The organism is Dermabacter jinjuensis (assembly GCF_902381725.1).
GTDB lineage: Bacteria > Actinomycetota > Actinomycetes > Actinomycetales > Dermabacteraceae > Dermabacter > Dermabacter hominis.
On sequence record NZ_LR698963.1, the window covers coordinates 621,609 to 645,705 of the forward strand.

Sequence of the window (24,097 nt, forward strand, 5' to 3'; positions counted from 1 at the left end):
CACCTTGATCTGTGATGTGCGGATCGCTCCGCGCGCGCCATCCGTGTTTGGCACGTGGCACGAAGCTGCGCCCTCTACAGTGGTTCCATGCTTCGATCCGTGACGCGGCGCGTTTGTCGCGCCCTCTTCGTCATGGTCGCACTGTATTCGATCCTGTGTGCGGCTCTCGTGCCCGCCGGCGCGCTCGCCCAGCGGGACACCGCAGCGTACCAGTCTACCGGCCAGCAACCGCCCACGAATGTGGCACTGACCGCACCCGCCCTGCCGTCGGAACCCACCCCGTCACCGGAACCTGACGCCCGCGCGCCCCTCACGCTCGATCTTCGCGCGCTCACCCCCTCGGCGGTGAAGCCGGGCGGTACTGTCGAAGCCCGCGTGAACATTACCAACACGGGAAGCACCCCGCTCGAGGGCGTGGCCCTGCAACTCTCGGGGCTCACGTCGCGAGTCACGGATCGCACGGTTGCCGACGAATGGGCGGCGATGGATACGGCGGATACATCGCACCGAGGAACGGTGCGCGGAACTTCGGCCACGCGCACGCTCGGGCCGGGCGAGGCCGCCGAATTCACGGTGCGCGTCCCGGCGGACTCTCTCGGCTATACACGTGACGAATCACTGTGGGGGCCGCGCCGCATCGCCCTCACGGCAGTCACGGGGGCGCAGTCGTCAGCCGACGGCACCCAGCCCTCCACCGGAAGCACCGCCGCCGCAACTCTCCGCACATTTCTCGTGTGGCAGCCCACCGCCGAAACGCCCCGGATTTCCCTCGCCTACCTCGCGCCTCTCGCAAGTACCGATCCCGCGCTCGCGGCGACCGACCCCGATGCCTTCGCCAAGGACGTTCGCGAGGGTGCCTTCGCTGCGCAGTGGGACATTGCCCAGCGTACTGACGTGAGCTGGTGGCTCGACCCCTCCATGCTCACTGAGCTTAAGGCCCCCAAAGGGATGAGTACGCTCGACGAAGCGCTGTCTAAGCTCGATCCCGCCCCTTCCGACTCCACGCCGAGCCCGAGCCCTTCCCCGCCCACGACCCCCGCTGCCTCCGACGCGGGCGGCGCCGATGAACCCGCGAGCGCACCTGCCCCCGGAACCACGTGGGGACAGGATCACACCTGGGACGAGCGCCGCTCGGCGCTCATCGACGCGGCTTCGAGCCACGACGTTACGCTCGCGCCTTTCGCCCTCGCGAGCCCGGCAACTGCCCGCGCGACCGCGAAGCTCCTCGAAAAAGAGGCCTCCGCCGCTGCGACAAGCGCGGGCCTCAGCACGGCGCCGACAGTCGTCCGCATGGAACCCGAGGCGGTCTCCGCGAAAGCGATACGCGCATCGGGCGCGAAAGTCGCCCTTGTCCCCGCCGAATCCTTCTTCTCCTCCACGAACCCCAACGTCACACCGAGCGGCTACGCGCAGCTTGCACGCAAGGGTGAATCCACGGTCGCGCTCGTCGGCTACGACACGCGTCTGACCGAGCTTTCAGAGCATCTCGCTGACGCACACGACCCCGAACTGTCCTACCAGCGGGCTCTCGCGGACACGGCACTCATCGCGGGCCAGCCGGCGTCGGCCCCGCGCACCCTCCTGCTTGCGCCGTCCGCGACCTCTTCACTGAACCCCGAGCGCACGTCGCACCTGCTCGATGCCTTGAGCGCCGCGCCGTGGGTCGCCCACGCCCCTGCCACCACGCTTCTCGACGCGGCGACGGCAGGAAAGGGCACGACCTCGATCATCGGCGAGGGTGGGAACTACTGGGTTGGCTCGGTGAAGTCCGTGCGCGCGATCGGTGAGGGTTCCGACGCCAGCCCCGCCCACATCGACGCCTCGCCCGAAAAGGTGCCGGCGGGCGCAAGCGAACGGGTCGAGAAGAGCCTCACGTCGCTCACCGACGTGCGCGCGACGCTCAAGGACCCGAGCTACCTTTCCGGAGCGGTTCTTCTGGCGGCCTCGGGGGTGAGCAGCCCGTTTTTCGCGGACGCGAACGCGCACGTTCGACGGCTTTCTAGCATCGCGACGGTGACGGAAGCGAACACCCGGCGAATCTCGCTCACGCTCGCGGGAACCTACAACCTCGTCTCCAACGAAGCATCGATCCCATTTACCGTCCACAACGGATTCCCCACCCCGGCAACGCTCCAGCCCACGGTGTCGTTTTCTGACCGCATCGCAAAGACGGGCGGGAAGCTCTCACCGATCACTCTCCCCGCCCTCACGACGAGCGATCACTCCGTTCCCGTGCAAGCAGTGAAAAGCGGGAACGGCACGTTCACGGTGATGATCGCGAGCGAAAACGGGGTCATCCTCGATTCTCGCGAGAGCCAACTGAGCGTCAATCCGGAGTGGGAGAACTGGACGACCCTCGTCGCGATGGTGCTTCTTGCCGCGCTCGTCGCCACGGGCGTGATCCGCGCGGGCCGCACGAAGTCGGATGCCCGCAGCCCAGCCATCACGGCGCCCGAGGATCTTGAGAGCGTCGACGACCCCGACGCCTCCCCGCACCATTCGTGACACAGGAATTAAGGACCCGAACCGAACTATGAACAAACCGAGCACCTCCTCCGCGCGGGGCAAAGCTATGCGAGCGAGCGCCGTTATGGCTGTTGCCTCCGCGTCGACCCGACTCCTGGGTTTCGTGCGCACCTTTTTGCTCGGCATGGTGCTCGGCGGCTCGGCATCGATCGCGGCGAACGCCTATTCGGCAGCGCAAATTCTGCCGAACTCGCTGTGGATCCTCATCGGCGGCGGCACGCTCAACGCGATCCTCGTACCGGCGGTCGTGCGCGCAGCGAAGCTCCCGGATCGGGGCGAGGATTTCTGTTCGCGCCTGTTCACCCTGTTCTTCGTTGTCGCGGCGGCCATCACGACCCTGTGCACGCTTGCCGTTCCGCTCCTGACGGTCGTGGCGAACTCAAAGCTCGACCCGGGAACGGCGCAGGCCGCGACGGTTCTCGGCTATTTCATGATGCCGCAGATGATTTTCTCGTGCATCTACATCATGTTCGGGCAGATCCTCAACGCTCACGAGAGTTTCGGCCCGTTCACGTGGGCACCTGCGCTCAACAACATCATGAACATTGCAGGCTCGATCCTGTTCCTCGTTTTGTGGGGCACGCAGCCTGATGGCACGCAGTGGACGTGGGGCATGGTGCTCGTGCTCGCGTTTTCCCAAGTGGGGGGCAGCGCCGCGCAGGCCCTGCTCGTGTGGGCCTGGACGAGGAAGATCGGCCTCAAGATCAGGTTTAAGTGGGGTTTTCGCGGTCTGGGCCTACGCAAGCTCGGCACGATGGGCCTGTGGACGTTCGCCATGATGGTTATCGGCCAGATCGCGGTGTTCGCACGTCGCTGGTCAACGGGCGGTGCGGTCTCGGCGGTGGAAAAAGCGCAAGCGAGCGGGGTCGGCGCTTCCCGCGAGCTTTACCCCGCTCTCGCGGCCCTCGACTGGTCCTACACGGTTTTTATGCTCCCGCAGGGCATCATCGCCGTATCGCTCGTGACGAGTATCTTCCCGCGGATGTCGAAGCGCGTGACCGAACACGACCACCTCGGGGCCTACCGCACGTATTCGTCGATGAACAGGATTCTGTTCGTGCCGATGATCCTCGCGACCGCCGTGCTCGTTGTTCTCGCGGCGCCGATCATGTGGGTCGTTGTGGGCGGCACGAGTCCCACGGGCGCGGGTGCAAATGGGCTCGTGCTTATCGGCTACACGCTGGGACTTCCCGCGTTCGCGGCAACCTACCTCGTGACTCGCTACTTCTACGCCTATGAGGACACCCGCACGGCCTTCCTGATGCGCGTTCCCCCAACGGTGCTCTCGCTCATCGCGATCCCCGTGATCCTCTTCTGGGTCGATCCTCGCTATGCCGCTGCGGCGGGCGCTTTCGTAAGCTCGGTCGGGATTCTGATCGGGTGGCTCGAGGGCGTGTGGCACATGCGGCGCAATCTCGCCCGCAAGGGCGTCGACATGAGTCAGGTGAACTCGCTCGGTGCCGTGTCGATGGTTGCCCGTCTTCTCGTTGCCGGCCTGGTCTCAATGGCCGCGGGCTGGGGTCTCCTCGCACTTCTCGGCGATCTCACGTGGAAGGGGCGCCTCATCGCGATCGTCGTGGGCGTCATCGTTGCGGCGGTCATGACAGGGGTGTTTGCTCTTGTCGCGTGGGCGCTTCGCGTGTCTGAGATCCGCGACGCGGCAACGATGATCGCCTCCCGAGTCATGCGCAAGCGTGGCCGCGGGAAACCAGCAGAAAAGCCGCAGGAGGAGACTCCCGCCGCCGTGGAGGAAACCTCGAGCGTGCCAGAGGCACCCCGCTACGATGGTCAAACATCGGATCGAACTGTTCAAGCGAACCAAAGGATGACCGTGACCGATATTCGCAGCCTCGAGGAGCTTTTTTCCTCCCTCTCGCTGAGCCCTGCCCTGGACGGTTCGGGGCGCGGAGAATCTGGCCGCGTGCCATCGTCCACCACCGAAGGGGCGTCGTGGCATCGCGGTGTGAAGGAGAGCGGCGAGCCGATTCTCGTCTTCCTCGTGCGCGGGGAGTTTGCCGCCGATGTTCTCGATGCGGCCCGCCGCGTGTCTCTCGTGAGCGTTCCCGGCCTCGAGGCCGTCCATGACGTGCTTGAGCCGAGCGACGGCGAGTCGAAGGCGACCGCGGTGGTGTATACGGATCCGGGCCTTCCCACCCTCGCTGACCTCACCCGCGACGGCGCGCTTCGCGCAGAAACGGCCCGCACGATCGCGGGTCGCGTGACGACGACGCTCCAGGAGGCCCGTAGCAAGGGCATTCGCCACCACCACCTTGACGAGGATCGCGTGTTCGTGGATCTTGAGCACGATCAGGTGACGATCCTCGGCGCAGGTGTCGAAGATGCGGGCGACGAGGGTCTTTTGCACCTCACCGAACCCTTCACTCTCAGCCCGGACGTGCGAGCCGTGGGCCGGGTTTTGTATGTCGGGCTCGCGGGGCGCGGGCCGGAGTTTTTCGGTTCCGACGCCTCCTTCGATCCGTCGACAACGTCTCCGCGCACGGTTCCCGCCGAGCTGGGTGCGCTCACTGCGGCTCTTCTGACGCCGCTCACGCCGAATGCGCCCGCGGATGGACCGCGTCCGTTGTCGATTGAGGACGTACGCGAGGAGCTTTCACCGTGGCAATCGCTTCCGGTCACTCTCGAGGCGTACGATCCCGAGCAACACGCGGGGGCGCCTGTCCCACTCGCGGTGCGCAAGGCCGCGGGACCCATTGTCGCGGGGCCGTTTGAGCGCCAGGCGGAAGCACAGAGCATAGCTGCGGTAAGCGATTCCGAATCGCCTGCTCCCGCCGAGAACCCCGAGGCCAATGAGAATGTCGAGGCCGAAGAGAACGCTGAGCACACAGAAACTCCCGCAAACAGCGAAGGCCCCGAAATCACCGAGGGCTCCGAGGCCCCTGAAGCCACACTGACGGGCACGGCCGAGACGGTCGACAGGCCCCTTACGGATTCTGAAAAGCCGTGGTCCGAGGTCATCGACGCCCCTCAGAACCCAAGCGCGGCAAGCACCTTCCCCGGCCACATCGACCCGAGTACGCACTACGCCCCGGCTGCGCCTGCGGAGGAACCCACGGCGCCGGTGGCGCCCGTCGCCCCTGCCGCACCCGCCCCTATTCCGGTCGCGGGTCGCGAGGAGTCCCTCGCCGAATCTCCGCGCACACCAAACACGAACGATGAACCCCACTCAGCTCCCGGCCGCCCGGCCGTGGCGCCTCCCTCGGCAGTGCAGCACGCTGCCCCTCGCGTGCGCCAAAACGCTCCCGGAGCGGGTGTCGTCATCCCCGTGCAGGGCCGCGACGCGAGCGCCTTCGACGCGAACGCTCCCGCCCCGCAAAGCCCACAGCACGCTTCAGCATTCCGCGACGTCATGGACATCGCACTCGCCTCCGACGCATCGGGGAGCACCCCGGCTTCCGGCGCCAGCACAGTGTCTCGCTCGACAACGGCGCGCGTCATTCTCGTTGCTGCCCTCCTCGCCGTCATCCTCGGCCTCGTCTGGGCGGTAACGTCCGTGACGTCGGTGGGCCGCCACAATCGAGATGTCGCCACGAGCCCGACCACGCAGGCGTCGGAAGAAAAAGCCCCGAAAGAAACCGAGGCCCCGGCTGAAAAGCCGAGCGAAAAACCAACCGAGACGCCCAAGCCCCTCGCGCCGCTCAACCAGGTGAGCATCGTGTACCCGCCGGACCCCACGAAGGCTGATAAGCCCGAGAGGGCGGGGAACATGCTTGACGGCGATCCGGGTACCGTGTGGAAGACCCAGCGGTACAACGGCGCCGATTTCGGCAAGCTTCGCGACGGGATGGGCGTCAAGCTCGACCTCGGCGAAGGTGAAGTCAAGAACGTCCGCGTCACGCCCGGCGCGCAGCAGGGCGGCACGATCGAGCTGCGCACCCTGACTGAGGACGGCCAGCTCGGCGACGTGCTCGCCTCGGGCGAGGTCGCCGCCGGCCAAGACCTCACCCTCACGCCCGAGAAGCCCGTCGACGCGCGGGCGCTTGTGCTGTGGGCCCCGAACCTCGGCGCTGTCGACGGTGGGTTCCGCCTCGAAATCGCCGAAGTGAAGGTCAATCAGGAATGATGTTCTTTCGTCGCGGCTCGCGTCGCCGCTCACGCGCGCGAGGCGAATTGAAAAGCTGGACGGGCTTCCCACCCGGGGTGTTCGCCGCTTTTCTCGTCGTGACGATTCTCCTTGGCGTCATGCTGTCGTGGGCGCTCAACCTCAGCGTGACGATGGACGCACCTGCCTCGCAAAGCATCGCCGATTCGAACTCGGCCCCTGGAACCGATAATGCCGGCCTTCCGGTACTCACCGAGTACACGCTCGGCGCCGAGGTCCAAAACCTTCTCGATACCGGAAGCCTGCAAACGCCCGCGACGTTCGACGTCACGCAGTGCCTGAAGTCCCTGTCGTCGAAAGAGTCGGTGCTTATGCTCGAGCAGGTGTCGTGGGGCGCCGACGAAAACGCGTGGCTCCTTGTGCTCGATGAGCATAACCTCACGCAAGTTCGCCGCGAGGGTGGGGAAGTTTCCGCGTCCGTCGTGCGTTCCACATGCGGAAGAAATGCCGACGGCGCCTCCGATCTCCTGTTTTCCGCACGGGTACTCGTGGATCCGAAGAGCTGACCGCGGATCTCAGCCTTCCCACCTACCCTTGTTCTGTTTGACCGTTGCGAGCTTTCGCTGTGAAAGGACATCATGACCACCTCTGAGCCTCAGACCCCGATCCTCAACACCCTCGGCGGTGGCTTCGGCATCAGCCTTGCGGGAGCGCAGACCGAGGCGGCTGAAACTGCTTCGCCTGCCGACGCTTCGGACGCCCCCGTGCGTGACATTGTGATCGTCGGTTCGGGCCCGGCGGGCTACACCGCCGCCGTTTACGCGGCGCGCGCTGGGCTGAAGCCCGTGGTCATCGCTGGCTCGCTTGATGCTGGCGGCGCCCTCATGACGACCACCGAGGTCGAGAACTTCCCCGGTTTTCCGGAGGGCATCATGGGCCCGGACCTCATGGGCAACATGCAGGAACAAGCGGAGCGTTTCGGCGCCGAGATCCTGTTCGAGGACGCTACCGACGTTGAGCTCGCAGGCGAGATCAAGACTATCCGCACCGAAAGCGGTGACGTGTTCCGCGCAAAGGCCGTCATCATCGCGACCGGTTCCGCCTACCGCAAGCTCGGCGTCGACGGCGAAGAGCGTCTTTCCGGCAAGGGCGTGAGCTGGTGTGCAACGTGCGACGGCTTCTTCTTCAAGGACAAGGACATCTTCGTCGTTGGCGGCGGCGATTCCGCTGTTGAAGAGGCAACCTTCCTCACCCGTTTCGGCAAGTCCGTTACCCTGCTTCACCGCCGTGACGCCCTGCGTGCCTCGAAGATCATGGCGAAGCGCGCGGAAGATGATCCCAAGCTTCAAATCCGTTGGAATACCCAGGTCGTTGGCATCGAGGGCGATAACGAGCTCTCGCACCTCGTGCTTGAAAATACCGTCACCGGTGAGCGTGAAACGGTTCCTGCCGATGGTCTTTTCGAGGCGATCGGGCACCTGCCCCGCTCCGATCTTTTCAAGGGCCAGATCGATATTGACGACGAGGGGTACATCCTCTGCGAGGGTCGCACGACCCACACCTCGCTCGAGGGTGTTTTCGCGTGTGGCGATGTCGTTGACCACCGCTACCGCCAGGCCATCACTGCGGCCGGTTCGGGTTGCTCGGCCGCTCTCGACGCAGAGAAATACCTCGCCACGCTCGAGTGAGCGAGCCCGGTTCCGACGGTTCACTTTCGAGTGAAGTCGTCACGTTTCACATTCATCTCTATTGGGCCTCGTGGGCGGCGCCGTCTCTTCCTGCGCCGCTCACGGCCCGCGAATTACGCGATCTTGACCTACCGTCCGTGAACGTTGTTGTTCATGACGTTTCGGTTGCGGACGATCCTGAGCAACAAGCGCCGCAATTTTCGCCTCGCGTACTTCCCTCGTGGCGCATCGTTGCGCTTCGCGGTTCCGAGGTAGTGGGCGAACGAGTGCTCGAAGGTGCGAGCCCGAAGTTTGTCGTGCGCGATGCGCTCGAGGATCTGCGGCGCGCCACTGTCTGCTAACACTGCACGTCCCACCGGAGACATTCACCCGATCGTCGTCACCGTGGCCTGCATCACAGGGTTATCCCCATATTTATCCACACTCTTTTCACGGGTGCTGCAGCCCATTGTGGACAAGTAACGAATGACGCCCTGACCTGCAGTTTTACCGTTCATGGTGGGCCTTGCGACGCCTGCCTTGGCACGCGCATTCCTGGCTAGCGGGCTACGTCTCCCACGTTATCCACACACCTCTTCACATATGTGAGCTAACTTGCCTAGCTACACGTGGAACCCCTCTGTCGCGTCCCAGCGCCTATCCCACACACCTCCGTCGCTACCCCGCTGCCTCGGTCCACACTGTCCGCCGCACGCATCAGTTGTGGATAGATTCCAGAACCCGCGGTAGGACCCGTAGGGCTGTTTCCCGTGAAACCCCGCAATGTGCGAGTAACGATTATCAGCGAGCTCTCCTGCGTCAAGAACAGTTCTTAAGCTGAGGGAACTCGCGAATAGCCTCGAGCGTCCTAGTAAGCACGTCCTGACGCCAATACACGACATTTCACGTGAAACACCACTGATGGGCTATATCAGCACCCGCAGCCGCCCCACGTGCCAATAGACCCGAACCGCTTTGATCCCACTCGACGCATACAGAAGACCTCCCATCGATCTAAGTCCGTGCTCTGCGGAGCGCACGAAGTTTCACGTGAAACGCAGTCCTTAAAACTAGAGAACAAAATCAAACGTTGGCGTAGCGGAGGATGACCAACCCGTGGGCCTTAAAGTTCGTCGAGCCAAAGTTGCGGAAAGCAAACTAGGGAGTTTCACGTGGAACACCTCAGGATCGATACGCCAAACCCTCCTTAACGGACACATACAGCGGTAGAGCGCCGCGGCTAAGTGAGCAGCGCGCTTGTTTCACGTGAAACTCTTTTGAGTTGCAGCGACGCGCGCCCGAACTACCGAAACCAAGCGACTCAAAGTTCTCTTCTCCTCGAAGTGTTGTTTCACGTGAAACGCATACCAGCCAACGACGGTAGCAGAACGCAACGAGGTAGTTAGCTGTGTATGTTTCACGTGAAACGATGTCTTTTCTTTCATTAGTCCAACGCGTTCTCTCGGGGAACTCTCAAGATGACGAAATAGCGAGTGACTTCGTATCGAAGAAAGAGCAACCTGTTTCACGTGAAACGGTTGACGCTACTTCTCGAATAGCTGACCATTCGAGCAATACTGGGAATTTGGCCGAGCCTCGTAATCCAACCAACAGCCCATCAGTAGAGTTTCACGTGAACCGAGGTGCCGTGGCCAAGCCGACAAATACTCCACATGATTGGTAAGGGTCTCGCGAGTGGCTGCAGGTGGTAGCGGTTTCACGTGAAACGTGAATCCGCGCTGATACTGAGTCGAAGCAGGGCGAGGTCTTTTCGGCGAAACCGCGTTCCACGTGAAACACGGAAGAGTATGACGAAACGGCTGGGAACTCGGGCATACAAATACGGCTTATCTACGATCCATAGGTACGCATGGGAGAGCGCAGGAGCCTGCCGGGAGCTCAAGACCACAACGGAGATGTGGTTAAGGGCGGTTGGCCTCCCGGCACCAGCTATTCTGCAAAAGCAGCGCGGGTTGACGTGCAATTACAACGATGGCCGCCCTGGAACCCAGGGGCCAAACACGAGAGGCTTCCGCAAAAAGGCGTGCACGTTTCAATATGCGACCGCAGCAAGCGTTAGCGAAGGTTCCCGGAAAACAGTTCCACAAATATTCGACGACTAAGGGAAGTCGTCTGGGACCCGTCAGGCTCAGTCCTGCGGGAGCTCGACGTCCTCGAGGCCGAGCTTCGCCACGATCCGTTCGAGATCGTCGAGGTTCGTGAACTCGAGCGTGACTTTACCTTTGCGCTTACCGACATCGATGCGCACCGGTGCCTCAAGCTTCGTCGACAGCTGCGAGGTCAGGGATACAACGCGCGGGTTGTACGAACTACGTCGAGTCACCGTGCGGGTTGCCGACGAGGATTCAACACCATTCGCAATAAGGCGCTCAACAGCGCGAACGCTCAGGCCTTCGCTCACGATGCGCTGGGCAAGCTCCTCCTGAAGCTGGACATCATCGAGGCCCAGAAGCGCGCGGGCGTGTCCCGCAGAAAGCGCGCCGGACTGGAGTCGACGCTGCACGAGGGGAGGAAGGCGAAGCAAGCGCAGGGTATTGGAGATCTGCGGGCGCGAGCGCCCAATGCGATCGGCGAGCTCATCCTGGGTGCAGTTGAAGTCCTCGAGGAGCTGGCCATAGGCGGCTGCCTCTTCCAGGGGATTCAGCTGCGAGCGGTGCAGGTTTTCGAGAAGCGCATCACGAAGAAGATCGTCGTCGGCGGTCGAACGCACGATCGCGGGAATCGACTTGAGACCAGCGCGTTTCGCGGCCCGCCAACGGCGCTCACCCATGACGATCTCAAAGGATTCGCCATCGACGGAGTCGGTAACGGGACGAACAACAATCGGCTGAAGAACACCGACTTCACGGAGCGAATAGGCGAGCTCGTCGAGTTCATCCTCGTCAAAAACAGTTCGCGGGTTGCGGGGATTTTCGCGGATCTCGGCGATCGGCACCTCGACAAACTCGGCGCCCGGCACGGGCACGAGACCGTCGTGGGACGGCTGTGCGGTCGCAGCAGCAACCTGCGCATCTCCTTCCGAGGGCACCTCAACCGGAGCGGTCGCGGAGGTTTTCGATGCGCCCTCGTCACCGGTCTTACGCGCTGCCGCTGCGGGCTTAGCTGCGGCCTTCTTGCCGTTTCGGCGCTTCGAGCGTGCATCGCGTGCCCACGAGTCAGCGAGCTCAAGATCGGCTGCGCGCCGACGCTCGCTCGACTTATCAGTGGATTCAGATTCGGAGCTAAAGAACATGTCGGCGCCGCGTGTGCCGGCTGGCTTCGACGCGGAAGCCTTGGGCTCAGCAGGGGCGGGAGTAGCGTCGGACGCCTTCTTCGAGGGTGAGGAGGACGCGGCAGGCTTGGGCGCAGCAGACTTCGAGGAGGCGCCGGAGCGCTGTGCCGAGGTGGGCGCCTTCGTGCCGGCCGACTTCGCGGAAGGCTCGGGCGTGGGCGTGTCCTTCGCCTCGGGCTTCTCGGTTGCGGCAGGCTCGGAGCTGGGGATCAGTGCACCGATACCCCGACCAAGGCCACGTTTCTTCGCCATGATCTCCTCGTTTCAGTTCTTAGGCTCGGGGCGACGGGAAATCTCGTGCGCAGCGGCGCGGTACGCGAGAGCACCCGTGCTGTTGGGATCGTAATTCAAGACGGTTTGCGCGTAGCTCGGGGCTTCCGAAATGCGCACCGACCGGGGGATGACGGTATCGAGGGTTTGCGTGGGGAAGTGCGCACGCACATCCTCGGCCACCTGGGCCGCGAGGCGGGTGCGGGCGTCATACATCGTGAGCAGGATCGTCGAGACCACAAGGTCAGGGTTGAGGTGCTTGCGGATGAGGTCGATGTTCTTCCACAGCATCGCGATGCCCTCGAGCGCGTAGTACTCGGCCTGGATCGGCATGAACACCTCGCGCGCGGCCACAAGGGCATTAATCGTCAAAAGCCCAAGCGAAGGCGGGCAATCGATGAGAACGTAGTCGAGGCGAGGAAGGCCCTTTTGCTCGCGTTCCTCGAAGTAGTCGGCAAGCGCGTTCTTGAGCCTGGATTCGCGCGCCACCATCGGAACAAGTTCGATCTCGGCACCCGAAAGGTCGATCGTCGCGGGGGCGCACTCGAGGGTGTCCGCTTCGGGAGAGGGGGTCACGATCGCCGAAAGCGGCTCATCCTCGATGAGCACGTCGTAAAGCGAGGCGATTTCGGGATCGTGCGGGATGCCGAGAGCCGTCGAAGCGTTGCCCTGAGGGTCCGAATCGATAACGAGAACATTGAGACCGCCCTTGGCGAGCGCGACCGCAACGTTGACGGCGCTCGACGTTTTACCGACGCCGCCCTTCTGATTCGCGACGGCCATGATGCGGGTGTGTTCTGGCGCGGCGAAGGTCGCCTTCTCGAGGCGCTTGCGAAGCTCCATGTCGTTACGAAGCTGCCGCATGAGCGGTGTTTCATCGAGAGAGTTCTTCTTCTTCTCAGCCACGACGCGGCCCCTTTCGCCCCGATACCTCACGAACGTGTGCTCGTACCACTGTAGTAGGAACCTCCACGGATGGATCTCCGAATTCCTCAACGCGAACATCGCATGCGCCAAGACGGGCGAGGGTCTTTTCTGCCTTCACGACTTCGTCACGCGCGCTCCTGCCCTTCATCACCACGAGCTCGCCGCCGATGCGCACAAGCGGAACGGTCCACTTCGCGAGCTTATCGAGCGCCGCCACGGCACGCGCGGTCACCGCATCGAACTCACGCTCACCATGAAGGTCCTCAGCGCGAGCGCGCACAACCTCGACATTGACGAGATTCAGCTCCTCGACCGCTCGCTCAAGGAAGTCCACACGGCGCTGCATCGTCTCGATGAGGGTCACGTCAATATCCTCGCGGGCAATCGCGATGACGAGCCCCGGAAGGCCGGCACCCGAACCTACATCCGCGAGCGATTCGACGAGGCCCGCGGGCCCGAGGGCACGCACCATGAGGGCGCAATTGATGACGTGCCGCTCCCAAATGCGATCGACTTCGCGGGGCCCAATGAGGCCTTCTTCCGCTCCGCGGGTACGCAGAATCTCCGCGTACTGCTCGGCAAGTGCAAGACGTTCACCGAAGAGGTCGCGAGCGAGAGAGTCGAGGTGTGCGGGAGCGGGAAGCATCAGTCTTCGGGGTAGATCACGACGTGGCGGGTCTTGCCCTCACCGTCGGATTCCGAGTGCAGGCCGTGGCGCTTTGCAACATCGTGCACGACCTTGCGCTCGAACGGGTTCATGGGCCGAAGGGGAACGGGAACCTCGCCGTTCTTGGCCTGTTCGACAGCCTTCTCGGCAAGTTCCTCAAGCTCACTCTTGTGGCTTGCGCGGAAACCACCGATGTCCAGCATGAGGCGCGAGCGCACGCCCGTCTTCGTTTGAACGGCGAGCCGCGTGAGCTCCTGGAGGGCTTCGAGGAGTTCACCCTTCGGCTCGTTGAGGGCGCTCAGCTCGGCGGCGCCGCGGATCTCCACGGATGCGCGATCGCCGTCGACGTCAATGTCGATATCGCCATCGAGATCGGCGATGTCCATGAGTTCTTCGAGGTAGTCGGCGGCGAAGTCGCCCTCCTCTTCGAGGCGCGCGAGGCGCTCGTCGGCGGACGTCTGGGTGTCCACCGCTTCGTTGTCAAAAGTGTCGTTCTCGCTCATCGGGAATCCTTACTTCTTCTTGCGCTTCTTGCCGAGGGCGTTGCTCTGCTTCGAGCCGCCCGCCTTCTGTGCACCGTTTTGAGCGGCCTTCTTGCGGCGCTCTTCGATGGCCTTCGCTCGCTTTTCGCGGGCACGCTGGAGCATTTCTTCATCGCTCAGCTTCCGGCCGTTTTCGTACCGCTTCGGCTGCACGCGGATGCTCTCGGCTTTGGCCGCTTCCATCTCCTGCACGCGCTTGGACTTCTTCGGCGTGAAGTCAAGCGGCTCAAGACCCTGCTTCTCACGCTTCTTGTTGATGCGCTCGTGGCGAGCCTTTTCAGCGGCGGAACCGGGGGTCGGGTTCTTCGAGATCATCCACCACTGCTGGCCGAACGTCCACACGTTGGTCGTGAGCCAGTACCCGAGCACACCGATCGGCATACCGGGACCCGAGATCACGTAGATGAACGGGAGCATATAGAGCATCATCTTCTGCGTGGACGCCATCGGGCCTTCGAGAGCCGACGGCGGCATGTTGCGCATCGTCAGTTCCTTCTGCGTCAGGAACGTCACGAGCACCATGAGTGCGATGATGACGCCCGCGATGATCTTCGCGGACATGTCGCCAGTGAGGAACGAATCGGAGATCGTCGTACCACCGAAGATGCGCGCGTTGTGGGCGCTATCGGCTAGCTCGGGCGTGAGGATGCCGAAGCTCTTGTTGCTCTTTGCGGCCTCCGGCAGCTTGTAGAAAAGCACGCGGAAAAGCGCGAAGAAGATCGGCATCTGAATGAGGACAGGAAGGCACGAGCCCACGGGGTTGGCGTCGTGCTCCTTGTAGACCTGCATCGTCTCGTTGGCCATGGCCTGACGGGACTCGGGGTCGGTCTTGCCCTTGTACTTCTGCTGGATCGCCTTGAGCTCGGGGGCGGCCATTTGCATGCCGCGGGAGCTCTTAATCTGCTTGACGAAAAGCGGGAAGATGATGATGCGGACCACGACCGTGAGAAGCACGATCGACAGCAGCCAGGTCCAACCCGAATCCGGGTCCATGACGAAGGACAGCAGTTTGTGGGCCTGGACCATGATCCAGACGACGACCCACTCGATGGGGTAAAGAATGTTCAACTTCGGCCTTTTCTTCCTGCCGCTCGCATGCGCATGACGGTCATGCGATGAGCGGCGCGAGGTCGGGTGTTCGGGTCAAGCCTAGTGGGTGTGGGCGAACTCGGTACTTTCAGTGTCCCGTTCGGGAGCGGGTTTCGGGTTCGTCCACATGCCGGGTGCGGGGGTTGGGTCGATCCCGCCTCCGCTCAGGGGGTTGCACCGCAGGATCCGCCACGCGGTGAGAAGGAGCCCCTTGAGAGCTCCGTGGCGGCGGATCGAGTCGAGTGCGTATTGCGAGCACACGGGCGTAAACATGCACGCGGCCGGCAGGTACGGGGAAATCCCTCGCTGGTACGCGCGAATGATTCCGACGGTTGCCTTCATCCCCGTGTTCCCTCATGCGTGGCGTTGCGCTTCGCGAGCTTGCCGAGGGCGGAGGTGAGTGCGGAATCGACTTCGCTGACGAGCGTGTCGTGCCCGATGTCGTTGATGCCGGCGCGCGTGCGCACAACGACGGTTGCGTACGCGGGTAGGCGATCGAGGCGGGCTCTCATGATTTCCCGCAGCCTGCGCTTGGTGCGGCTGCGGACGACAGAGTTGCCGACCTTTTTTGACACGACAAATCCCACGCGCGGCTCCTCCTGGATCCTTTTGACCTCCGGTGAGGAAAGGATCGCGAGGTGCACGACCACGTGGGATCGGGCCGCTGACACTCCCTGGCGGGTGGTCAGGCGGAAGTCGTCGTTGTGACGTAGGCGGCTCGCTGCCCGCACGTCACGCCGCGGCTCAGGCCGAGAGGGACGCGCGGCCCTTCGAGCGGCGCGCGTTGATGATGGCGCGGCCCGCGCGGGTGCTCATGCGTGCGCGGAAGCCGTGCTTCTTGGCGCGGCGGCGGTTGTTCGGCTGGAACGTACGCTTGGTCATCTTTTCTCTCCAAATAAATCGGGGCCCTCGTCTCCGGGAAGGAACCGCGTGGCGGCCGGAGGGCCCGGTTAAAGACGGCCCGTGGGGCCAATGGTTTCGGGTGTGTGCGCGAAACCGAACGCGTCGGTTCCGTGAACACAGACTGATCGAGTCTAGAATCGCGCGGCTAGCCGGTCAATGGAACGAGCCTCGATTCAGCGAAGTGTGCCTAGAATCTCATGGTTATCCCCAACGATTTAACAGGGTGTGCGCCTTCTTCCACGTCATTGGGCATAAATGTGGAAAACATGGTGGATAATTATGGACGTCCGCCGCACCCCCGATTCCCACGAGGAGCCCCCGAATGGACGAGACCGCACTCGATCGCGACGCGCTGTGGGCCGAGTGCCAGCAGATCCTGCGCGCCGATGACTCGGTGTCGAATCGCCACCTCGCCTACGTGACCCTCTCCAGTTTGCGAGGATTTCTCGAGGACACGGCCCTCATTGCGGTGCCAAATGCAACGGTCAAGGACCTTTTCGAGATGCGGATCCCCGATCAGCTTCGTTCGTCGCTCTCGCAGGCGATGGGCAAACCCGTGACGTTCGCGGTGACGATCGACCCCACGCTGGGCCTCGACGACGAGCCAGAACCGAGCGCCCCATCGAGCACCGCCCCGGTGGACAACGTTGTGGATAACTCTGTGAATTCATCGGGATCAATCCCCGTCACCCCACGTCACGATGGGGATAACTCTGTGAATGTGGCATCGCCGTGGTCCCAGCAACCGTCGGACCTCACGCCCTATTCCCCCTACACGCCCGCCGAGGGAACCGACCGAGCCGAGGCACCGGCCAGCTCCAGCGACCTCCCCACCTCCTCGTCACTCGGAAACGATTCGCGGCTCAACCCGAAGTACACGTTCGCCACGTTCGTCGTGGGCGCCTCAAACCGCTTCGCTCAGGCTGCCGCCTACGCGGTCGCCGAACAGCCCGCACTCGCCTACAACCCCCTGTTCATCTATGGCGGATCGGGCCTCGGCAAGACCCACCTCCTGCACGCGACAGGTCACTACGCCAAGCAGCTGCACCCAAACATCCAGGTCAGGTACGTAAATTCCGAGGAATTCACGAACGACTTCATCAACTCGGTGCAGTCGGGTCAGTTCGGTAAGGCCCAGGAGTTTCAGCGGCGCTACCGCGACATCGACATTCTCCTGATCGACGACATCCAGTTCCTTCAGCGCGCGCCCGAAACCCTCGAGGCGTTCTTTCACACGTTCAACACCCTGCACAACGCGAACAAGCAGATCGTCATCACCTCGGATCTCCCACCGAAGCTCCTCGGCGGCCTCGAAGATCGCATGCGCTCGCGATTCGAGATGGGCCTCATGACGGACGTGCAACCGCCGGACCTCGAAACCCGCATCGCGATTTTGCGCAAGAAAGTCGCGGCCGAAAACACCGAAGAAGTGCCGCGCGAGGTGCTCGAATACATCGCGGAGAACATCTCCACCAATATTCGGGAGCTCGAGGGTGCGCTCATCCGCGTCCAGGCCCTGCACTCGCTCTCGAAGCAGCCCATGGACGTCGAGCTCGCGCAAAACGTGCTGAAAGACCTGCTCACGCACGATGGCAGCGCTGAAATCACGCCGAACCTCATCATCGCGGAAACGGCGTCGTACTTTGGCTTCGGTGTCGATGAAATCAAGGGCACCGCGCGCACGCGCGCACTGGTCACGGCCCGCCAATGTGCGATGTATCTGTGCCGTGAGCTCACCGAGATGCCGCTCATGGCCATCGGTGACGCGTTCGGCGGGCGCGATCACACGACTGTGATCCATGCCTACAAGAAAGTTTCGACCCTCATGAAAGAGCGTCGCGCCCTGTTTAACCAGGTCACGGAACTTACGGCGCGAGTGAAGGCGAACGCGCAGGAGCAGGGGAGGCGCTGAGGTCCGACGGTTGCGGGCCGCGCAACGCTCCTGGTCAGGCCCACAGTTTCCAGAATTGTGGAAAACTTTGTGGAGAATGTGCACGCACGGCTTGCCTTTTGTGAGTTGACGGCGCGCAAACACTTGCGAAAATGACAGTTATACCCAATGCATCAACAGTTCCTCGTCGATCCTCACACCGAATCCGAAACGTGTAGTTCTCGCTCTGACCTGCAATAATAGTGGTTATCCACAGCGTCAACAGACGTAATTAAGAGGGTTGTTTAAACTTGAGATGCGGGTAATGGGGAAAAGTCGCGTGACAGCGCACGCTCGAGCCTCGACGATGTGGAATCCTTGGGGATGAGAATGACAAGCGTGTAATTTTGACCCGGGCGCGAAGCCAAGAATTTGGCTAAAGTTGGGAAGTACGCGCGAGGGCGCGGCAAGCTTTTTTGTAAAGGAGCCGAGGCGTGAAATTTCATCTTGATCGGGACGTGCTGAGCGATGCCGTTTCGTGGGCAACCCGCACACTCCCGCAGCGCCCCGCAATGCCCATCCTTCAGGGCGTGAGGATCGTTGCCGAAGAAGGTGAACTGAAGTTTTCGACCTTCGACTACGAAGTCAGTGCCCATATTTCAGTCGAAGCTGACATCGACGAACCAGGTGAGGTACTCGTCCAGGGCAAGATGCTCAACGACATTGTGCGGGCGCTGCCCCACAAAACCGTGTCCGTCACGCACGAGGGCCCCAAGGTCGAAATCCTGTGTGGTTCCTCGCGGTTCTCACTCGCGACGCTCCCCGTTGCGGAATACCCCGTGCTTCCGGAGATGCCACCCGTAGTGGGCACCGTCGACTCGGGAACGTTCGCGCGGGCCATCTCGCAGGTGTCAATCGCCGCGAGCAAAGACGACGTCGTTCCCCTGCTCACCGGCGTTAAGGTCACGATCGACGGCGAAAAAGTCATGATGGCCGCGACCGACCGCTACCGCCTCGCCGTGCGCGAGTTCACGTGGAACCCCGCGAGCCCCTCGAGCGAACTGAGTGCCCTCGTGCGATCACGAACCCTTACCGAGGTGGCGCGATCGCTCAGCGGCGGCAACGTCGAGATTGCGCTCAATGAAGGCGAGACGGCAAACCTTATCGGTTTCGAATCCTCTGGCCGCCGCACGACCTCGACCCTCGTCGACGGCGATTACCCGCCCGTGCTGCGCCTGTTCCCGGACGTCACGCCGTACACCGTGAGTGTCGCGACAGCGCCCCTGATCGAGGCCGTCAAGCGCGTGAGCCTTGTCGCCGAGCGCAACACCCCTGTTCGCCTCACCTTCAGCGAGGGGCAGGTTGCCCTCGAAGCGGGCGACGGCGACGACGCACAGGCGAGCGAAGTCCTCGAAGCACAGGTCGATGGCGGCGACTTGGTCGTCGGCTACAACTCGGGCTTCCTCCTCGATGGCCTCGGCGCACTCGGCACCGATTTCACGCACTTCTCGCTTCCCGATTCGGTCAAGCCAACCGTGCTGCGTGGCCAGGAGTCGCTCGAAGCGGCGCCGGAGGAGCACTACCGCTACCTCCTCATGCCCATGCGCATCTGAGTTCCTGATTCTCGATGCACCTCAAGGCGCTCGAACTCCTCAACTACCGCTCCTACGCACACACCCTCCTTCGCTTCACGCCCGGGATCACCGTGTTTGTGGGTGCGAACGGCCAGGGCAAAACGAACATCGTCGAGGCCCTCTGGTACCTCGCGACCCTCTCTTCGCACCGAGTCGCCCATGACGCGGCCCTCGTGCGGCGAGGCGAGAAGACCGCAATCATCCGCGCGATGTGCGAACGCTCCGGCCGCGACGTGCGCATCGACATGCAGATCGCCCCCGGCCGCCCCAACGAAGTGCGCCTACATTCGCAACCACTCGCACGCGCCCGCGAGGTCCTCGGGCAGGTTCGCGCCGTGATGTTCTCTCCCGAAGATCTCGCCCTCGTCAAGGGCGAGCCCGAAGGTCGCCGGCGCTTCCTCGACGAGATCCTCTTCGAAATCGCCCCGCGCTTTGCGAGCATCAAATCGGATTACGACAAGGTTCTGCGCCAGCGCAACCACCTTCTGAAACAGATGCGGGCGATGAACAGGGGGCGAGGCGGCACACACGGGCCCTCCGACATTGGCGGCATGGACCCGCGCGAAGCCGCCGAATCGACCCTCGCCGTTTGGGATGAGCAGCTCGCGCGTCGCGGAGCTGAACTCATGCGCGCGCGCCTCCACCTCGTGAATCGCTTGCGACCCCACGTTGGATACTCCTACCTGCGGGTTTCAAGCGATGAAGGCGCCGACCCTAACCTCGGTCTCGGCCCCGACGGCCGCGGCGCCGTCACGAGCCCCGCGAACATCCGCTACACCTCGACCATTCTCGAGGGTGACCTCGCCGCCGCGAGCGACGCCGAAACGACGCGCGACGAACCTCCGCTGCCGAGCCTCCAGCAGCTCCACGACGCCCTCCTCGCCCACATCGCCGAACGCCGCGACGACGAAATCGAGCGAGGCGTAAGCCTCGTGGGCCCCCACCGCGACGACCTCGAGATCCGCCTCAGTGACTTCCCCGCCAAGGGGTACGCGAGCCACGGCGAATCATGGTCGCTCGCCCTCGCTCTCCGACTCGGCTCCTACGACCTCCTCACGATCGAAGAAGGCGACCTCGGCGACGGCGAACCGATCCTCATCCTTGACGATGTCTTCAGTGAACTCGATGCCCACCGCCGCGAACGCCTCGGGCGCATCATCAAAGGCGCCGCGCAAGTGCTCATCACAACCGCCAACGACGCCGACATCCCCCGTTCCATCGGCGACGACGTGCACGTCATTGACGTGGTCAAGGGTTCCGCCACCGCGCGTGACGACGGACCTCGAGGGGCGAGTAGTCAGGGGGCCACGTGGTGAACGGCGATAACCGTGCATCCCTCAACCCCTACGCGCTCGGGACGTGGCAACGCCGCCCCGAGCAGGGCTACCCCGAGCAGGGTCGCCCGGAGCCGGGACACCCTGACGAGCAGACCGGTCGCCCAGTTCCGTTAGGCGTCGCGGCGAGCAACGGCAGTGAAGCGCGGCCGCACCATGAGAAACGTGGGATCCCGGAGGGCGAGGAAAGCGTCGGAACGGAGCTGAGCGAGGAACTCGCGCCCGACCCCGATGCGAGGCCCCGAGACTTCGCGCGCCCCGAAGAGCTCGGCCGGCGCGCCCTCAACCAGGCTCGCGCCGCCGCCAAAAAGCACGGATACCGGCCGCGTGCGAGTAGGCTGACGCGCCCCAAGGGCGATCCGCGCGGCGAGAGATCGCAGGGAGCGGGGTATTCGGGGGCGCGGCCCGATCCGCGCGATCCTCAGCGCCTGAACACCGTGCTCGAAAAGATGCTCGTGAACCTCGGGTGGGATCGGGGCCTGAGTGCGGGGCGTGTGCTAGCCGAATGGGACGACATCGTGGGGCCCGCTATCGCGCAGCATTGCCACATCGAAAGTTTCGAGGAGGGCGTGCTCGTCGTGAGCACGGATTCCTCCGCGTGGGCGGCGCAGCTTCGAATGCTCGGCCCGCAGATCATTACGCGAATCCACGAACGGGTGGGTGCGCAGGTCGTGAGCGAAATCAAGGTTGCTGGACCGAGTACGCAATCGTGGAAAAAGGGGCGCCGCACGGTGACGTGGCGCGGTCCGCGCGATACCTACGGGTAGTGCAGCCGCGGTGAAAGTGGTGAAAAATCGCCCCCTCACGTAGGTAGATGGCGCTTTTTGGCTCTTTTTCACCACTTTCGTGATCGGGGTGGTGATGTGTGAAGTGGGTGAGGGGCAAGTGAGGCGGAGCGGGGGAAATTAGGGAAGGGTTAGGGGGTGTAGGGGAGTGGTAAGGGAGGGGGTGAAGGCTGGTGAGGAGGGAGGAGTCAGGGGTGGTGCTGGCGGTGCTGGGGTGTGTGAGGCGCAAAGAAGGGCCGAAGCCACCCGGCTCCGGCCCTCCTTTTTACGGGGCACCTATGAGATCAGGCCCGACGCCTGCGAGCGATCATCGCGCCACCCGCCGCAAGGAGCGAGAATGCCACACCTGCAACGGCGAGGCTTTCCGCGCCCGTGCGCGGGAGCGGGCCGCGCGCCCGCGAGGGAGCAGAGGGCTTCGAGTGATCGGCATCGTCGTCCGAATCGTTGATCGGAATCGTCTCGCCGCCATCGGAATCATCAGCGGAATCATCAGTTTCTCCGTCAGCATCCCCATCAGCGGAAGCCCCGTCGTTCGGCTCGTCCACGAGAGTGCCCGAGTCACCGGAAGGCTGCGCCACCTCATCGTCGGCGGGAAGATCAACCGCGGGAGCAGCCGAGGTGCTCACGTCCCAGTTCTTCGCAAAGAAGTTCGCCGGGTCGATCGTCTTGTTCTTGGTCGCCCATTCGATCATGAGATCGCGGATCGCCACCTGCTCGTCATAGACAACCTCGGCCTCCTTGACGGCCGGGTAACCCGAGCCGCCCGACTGTCGATAGTTGTTGAGCGCGAGGATGAACTCGTCGTTATCTTTCACGGGGGTGCCGTCGGGCCACGTGAGGTTCTCGATGCGCTCTCCAACGGGCTTGGAGATGTTGATGTGGTAGCTCACGCCCGAGAGCACGTCGTAGGAGTAGTCGGGAATGCCGCGGGTCATGCCGTCGTACTGGGCGTTCGTGACGGTCGACCAATCGTCGATCTTCGCGCCCTCCTCCTGCTGCTTGTAGTAGCGAGCCGAGTGCTCGAGATATTCCTTGAGCTGAGTGCCATTCATCTTCACGCCCAAGAGGGTGTTGTCGTAGATGTAGAGCGAAGCCATATCGGCGATCGTGACATCGCCCTTCTTGAACACGGCCTCGCGTGAGAACGGCGAGGCTTCAGCAACGATCGGCAGGCCTTCGTTCTTTGTGCCCTTCATCGCGCGCTTGATCTCTTCGGTCTGCACGTAGTTGATGAAGTCGAGGATCGCGGTGTCTTCCCAGGCCGAAGTGGCGGCGGGCATGTCCTCGGTGGCCTTGGCGACGACCGTCTCGACCCATTTCTTGGTCTTCTCGTGCCAATCGGAAATGAGCTTTTCAATCTCCGGATCGGCCGCGTAATCCGCGGCCTTGACGGCTTCGGCGCTCGGCTTCTCCTTCTCGTTCCAGTCGACAACAACCTTGTCATTGTCGAGGCTCAGTGGGATCGTCACGTTCGAAAGGAAACGCCCGTGGTAGCCAGGCTGCGTGAAGAGAACCTCGTGACCGTCCTTGTTGGTGTAGTAGTTCTGCACCTGATCGGTCTGGTGCGAGTGGCCGCCGATCACGACGTCGACGCCGGAGGTGTTCTCGGCGATCGAGCGCGCGGCATTCTCCTGGAGGTCAGCGGCCTTCCACTCGTAGCCCTCCGGGTCGAGGCCGGTGTGGGCGAGAACGACGACGACATCCGCGCCCTTCTCCTTGACCTCGGGAACGTACTTCTGGACGGCCTCGACCTGGTCGCCGAAGTTAAGGGACTCAACCTTCTTGCCGTCCCAGCCGGGGATGCCGGGCGTGACGACGCCGATCACGGCGATCTTCACGTCGTGGCCATCGGCAGTCTTCTTGTTCACGAAGGTGTAGGGCTCGAGGTAGGGCTTGCCGGTCTTTTTATCGGTGACGTTAGCGCCGAGGAGCGGGAAGTCGAGAGCGCCCTTGTAGTCCTGGAGTTCGTCGAGGCCGTAGTTGAACTCGTGGTTGCCCACAACGCCGGCGTCGTACTCGAGGTAGTTGTAGATCGTCGCGATCGGGTCAACGTCACCCTTGGCGTGGTCGCGCTTGTAGACCGTCTCGAGGGAGGACCCCTGGTTCGCGTCGCCGTTGTCGAGGAGAGCAACAGCGCTCTCGCCCTTGTCCTTGCGGATCTCCGTGATCGCGGTTGCGAGGTGGTCCATGCCGCGAAGGTTCTTCGGGTCCTCTGGCGTGCCGAAAGGCTTGCCCGTGAAGTAGTTGTAGTTCAGCGCCGTGCCGTGGGTGTCGGTCGTCGCAAGAATCGTGATGTCTTTGATGTCGGTTCGGTCGCCGTCGGCCGCGAACGCGGGGGCGCCCGCGGTCAAAAGGAGTAGGCCTGTGAGCGCAGCTGCCGTTGCTTTGCGCATGGGATCTCCTGGAGAGGGTGGGGGGACAATAACGGGCTTTTCAGAATTTAAGCGCAGAAAGTTACGGGTGGGTGAATGGCGGAGCACGGCATGGAGTCGTTTTGGCAGGGCCGGAGGGTTCCGACGGATGACCAGGCC

At 63.1% G+C, this 24,097-nt stretch carries 18 protein-coding genes; 9 read left to right on the plus strand and 9 right to left on the minus strand.

Translation table 11 applies throughout. The features are described 5' to 3' along the window. The first annotated feature begins 87 nt into the window (after positions 1 to 87). The 5 genes from FXY94_RS02855 (at position 88) to FXY94_RS02875 (ending at position 8,615) form a co-directional block, all read left to right on the plus strand. A complete protein-coding gene (locus tag FXY94_RS02855) occupies positions 88 to 2,505 on the plus strand; it encodes a DUF6049 family protein (RefSeq protein ID WP_016663512.1) in 2,418 nt (805 codons plus the stop codon). Between the two features lie 85 nt (positions 2,506 to 2,590). Further along, positions 2,591 to 6,607 carry a murein biosynthesis integral membrane protein MurJ gene (locus FXY94_RS02860; protein ID WP_232049682.1) on the plus strand — a complete coding sequence of 1,339 codons (4,017 nt, stop codon included), beginning with the start codon at positions 2,591 to 2,593 and terminating at the stop codon, positions 6,605 to 6,607. After that, entirely contained in the window at positions 6,604 to 7,152 is a 549-nt protein-coding gene (locus FXY94_RS02865; RefSeq protein ID WP_016663514.1) for a hypothetical protein, read from the plus strand. The genes FXY94_RS02860 and FXY94_RS02865 overlap by 4 nt, the downstream gene beginning before the upstream one ends. Positions 7,153 to 7,224: 72 nt before the next feature. Continuing rightward, a complete protein-coding gene (gene trxB, locus FXY94_RS02870) occupies positions 7,225 to 8,274 on the plus strand; it encodes a thioredoxin-disulfide reductase (RefSeq protein WP_016663515.1) in 1,050 nt (349 codons plus the stop codon). Continuing rightward, positions 8,271 to 8,615: a hypothetical protein gene (locus FXY94_RS02875; protein WP_016663516.1), complete on the plus strand. Its 345-nt coding sequence runs from the start codon at positions 8,271 to 8,273 to the stop codon at positions 8,613 to 8,615. The genes trxB and FXY94_RS02875 overlap by 4 nt, the downstream gene beginning before the upstream one ends. Positions 8,616 to 10,402: 1,787 nt before the next feature. Here FXY94_RS02875 and FXY94_RS02880 read toward each other — a convergent pair. The 8 genes from FXY94_RS02880 to rpmH form a co-directional block, all read right to left on the minus strand. After that, positions 10,403 to 11,797 carry a ParB/RepB/Spo0J family partition protein gene (locus FXY94_RS02880; protein WP_016663518.1) on the minus strand — a complete coding sequence of 465 codons (1,395 nt, stop codon included), beginning with the start codon at positions 11,795 to 11,797 and terminating at the stop codon, positions 10,403 to 10,405. 12 nt (positions 11,798 to 11,809) lie between these two features. Next, entirely contained in the window at positions 11,810 to 12,679 is an 870-nt protein-coding gene (locus FXY94_RS02885) for a ParA family protein (protein WP_051120681.1), read from the minus strand. 34 nt (positions 12,680 to 12,713) lie between these two features. Continuing rightward, positions 12,714 to 13,388: a 16S rRNA (guanine(527)-N(7))-methyltransferase RsmG gene (gene rsmG, locus FXY94_RS02890; protein WP_016663520.1), complete on the minus strand. Its 675-nt coding sequence runs from the start codon at positions 13,386 to 13,388 to the stop codon at positions 12,714 to 12,716. Beyond that, positions 13,388 to 13,912 (minus strand): Jag family protein, encoded by a 525-nt coding sequence (locus FXY94_RS02895; RefSeq protein ID WP_016663521.1) that lies wholly within the window; start codon positions 13,910 to 13,912, stop codon positions 13,388 to 13,390. The genes rsmG and FXY94_RS02895 overlap by 1 nt, the downstream gene beginning before the upstream one ends. A 9-nt stretch (positions 13,913 to 13,921) precedes the next feature. Continuing rightward, positions 13,922 to 15,019 carry a membrane protein insertase YidC gene (yidC, locus tag FXY94_RS02900; protein WP_016663522.1) on the minus strand — a complete coding sequence of 366 codons (1,098 nt, stop codon included), beginning with the start codon at positions 15,017 to 15,019 and terminating at the stop codon, positions 13,922 to 13,924. 81 nt (positions 15,020 to 15,100) lie between these two features. Beyond that, a complete protein-coding gene (gene yidD / locus FXY94_RS02905; RefSeq protein WP_016663523.1) occupies positions 15,101 to 15,382 on the minus strand; it encodes a membrane protein insertion efficiency factor YidD in 282 nt (93 codons plus the stop codon). Then, positions 15,379 to 15,771, minus strand: a complete 393-nt coding sequence (rnpA, locus tag FXY94_RS02910) for a ribonuclease P protein component (RefSeq protein WP_016663524.1) — start codon at positions 15,769 to 15,771, stop codon at positions 15,379 to 15,381. The genes yidD and rnpA overlap by 4 nt, the downstream gene beginning before the upstream one ends. Before the next feature lie 13 nt (positions 15,772 to 15,784). Next, positions 15,785 to 15,922: a 50S ribosomal protein L34 gene (gene rpmH / locus FXY94_RS02915; RefSeq protein WP_016663525.1), complete on the minus strand. Its 138-nt coding sequence runs from the start codon at positions 15,920 to 15,922 to the stop codon at positions 15,785 to 15,787. Between the two features lie 343 nt (positions 15,923 to 16,265). Here rpmH and dnaA point away from each other — a divergent pair, with 343 nt between their 5' ends. The 4 genes from dnaA (at position 16,266) to FXY94_RS02935 (ending at position 21,548) form a co-directional block, all read left to right on the plus strand. After that, positions 16,266 to 17,855 carry a chromosomal replication initiator protein DnaA gene (gene dnaA / locus FXY94_RS02920; protein ID WP_016663526.1) on the plus strand — a complete coding sequence of 530 codons (1,590 nt, stop codon included), beginning with the start codon at positions 16,266 to 16,268 and terminating at the stop codon, positions 17,853 to 17,855. Between the two features lie 452 nt (positions 17,856 to 18,307). Next, the gene (gene dnaN, locus FXY94_RS02925) at positions 18,308 to 19,426 is read left to right on the plus strand and encodes a DNA polymerase III subunit beta (RefSeq protein WP_016663527.1); all 1,119 of its coding nucleotides are present in this window, start codon (positions 18,308 to 18,310) and stop codon (positions 19,424 to 19,426) included. A 14-nt stretch (positions 19,427 to 19,440) separates the two neighbouring features. After that, a complete protein-coding gene (recF, locus tag FXY94_RS02930; protein ID WP_016663528.1) occupies positions 19,441 to 20,763 on the plus strand; it encodes a DNA replication/repair protein RecF in 1,323 nt (440 codons plus the stop codon). Then, positions 20,760 to 21,548 carry a DUF721 domain-containing protein gene (locus tag FXY94_RS02935; RefSeq protein WP_232049683.1) on the plus strand — a complete coding sequence of 263 codons (789 nt, stop codon included), beginning with the start codon at positions 20,760 to 20,762 and terminating at the stop codon, positions 21,546 to 21,548. Before recF ends, FXY94_RS02935 begins: the two co-directional genes overlap by 4 nt. Before the next feature lie 302 nt (positions 21,549 to 21,850). Here FXY94_RS02935 and FXY94_RS02940 read toward each other — a convergent pair whose 3' ends face one another. Next, on the minus strand, positions 21,851 to 23,959 hold the full coding sequence (locus tag FXY94_RS02940) for a bifunctional metallophosphatase/5'-nucleotidase (protein WP_016663530.1): 2,109 nt from the start codon (positions 23,957 to 23,959) through the stop codon (positions 21,851 to 21,853). Between the last annotated feature and the right edge of the window lie 138 nt (positions 23,960 to 24,097).

Coding starts and splice junctions, on each gene's coding strand:
- recF (WP_016663528.1), top strand. CDS start 19,441: ATGCACCTCAAGGCGCTCGAACTCCTCAACTACCGCTCCTACGCACAC.
- FXY94_RS02895 (WP_016663521.1), bottom strand. CDS start 13,912: ATGAGCGAGAACGACACTTTTGACAACGAAGCGGTGGACACCCAGACG.
- FXY94_RS02860 (WP_232049682.1), top strand. CDS start 2,591: ATGGCTGTTGCCTCCGCGTCGACCCGACTCCTGGGTTTCGTGCGCACC.
- rsmG (WP_016663520.1), bottom strand. CDS start 13,388: ATGCTTCCCGCTCCCGCACACCTCGACTCTCTCGCTCGCGACCTCTTC.
- FXY94_RS02855 (WP_016663512.1), top strand. CDS start 88: ATGCTTCGATCCGTGACGCGGCGCGTTTGTCGCGCCCTCTTCGTCATG.
- FXY94_RS02880 (WP_016663518.1), bottom strand. CDS start 11,797: ATGGCGAAGAAACGTGGCCTTGGTCGGGGTATCGGTGCACTGATCCCC.
- trxB (WP_016663515.1), top strand. CDS start 7,225: ATGACCACCTCTGAGCCTCAGACCCCGATCCTCAACACCCTCGGCGGT.
- yidD (WP_016663523.1), bottom strand. CDS start 15,382: ATGAAGGCAACCGTCGGAATCATTCGCGCGTACCAGCGAGGGATTTCC.
- dnaA (WP_016663526.1), top strand. CDS start 16,266: ATGGACGAGACCGCACTCGATCGCGACGCGCTGTGGGCCGAGTGCCAG.
- FXY94_RS02885 (WP_051120681.1), bottom strand. CDS start 12,679: ATGCGGCAGCTTCGTAACGACATGGAGCTTCGCAAGCGCCTCGAGAAG.
- rpmH (WP_016663525.1), bottom strand. CDS start 15,922: ATGACCAAGCGTACGTTCCAGCCGAACAACCGCCGCCGCGCCAAGAAG.
- FXY94_RS02940 (WP_016663530.1), bottom strand. CDS start 23,959: ATGCGCAAAGCAACGGCAGCTGCGCTCACAGGCCTACTCCTTTTGACC.
- FXY94_RS02865 (WP_016663514.1), top strand. CDS start 6,604: ATGATGTTCTTTCGTCGCGGCTCGCGTCGCCGCTCACGCGCGCGAGGC.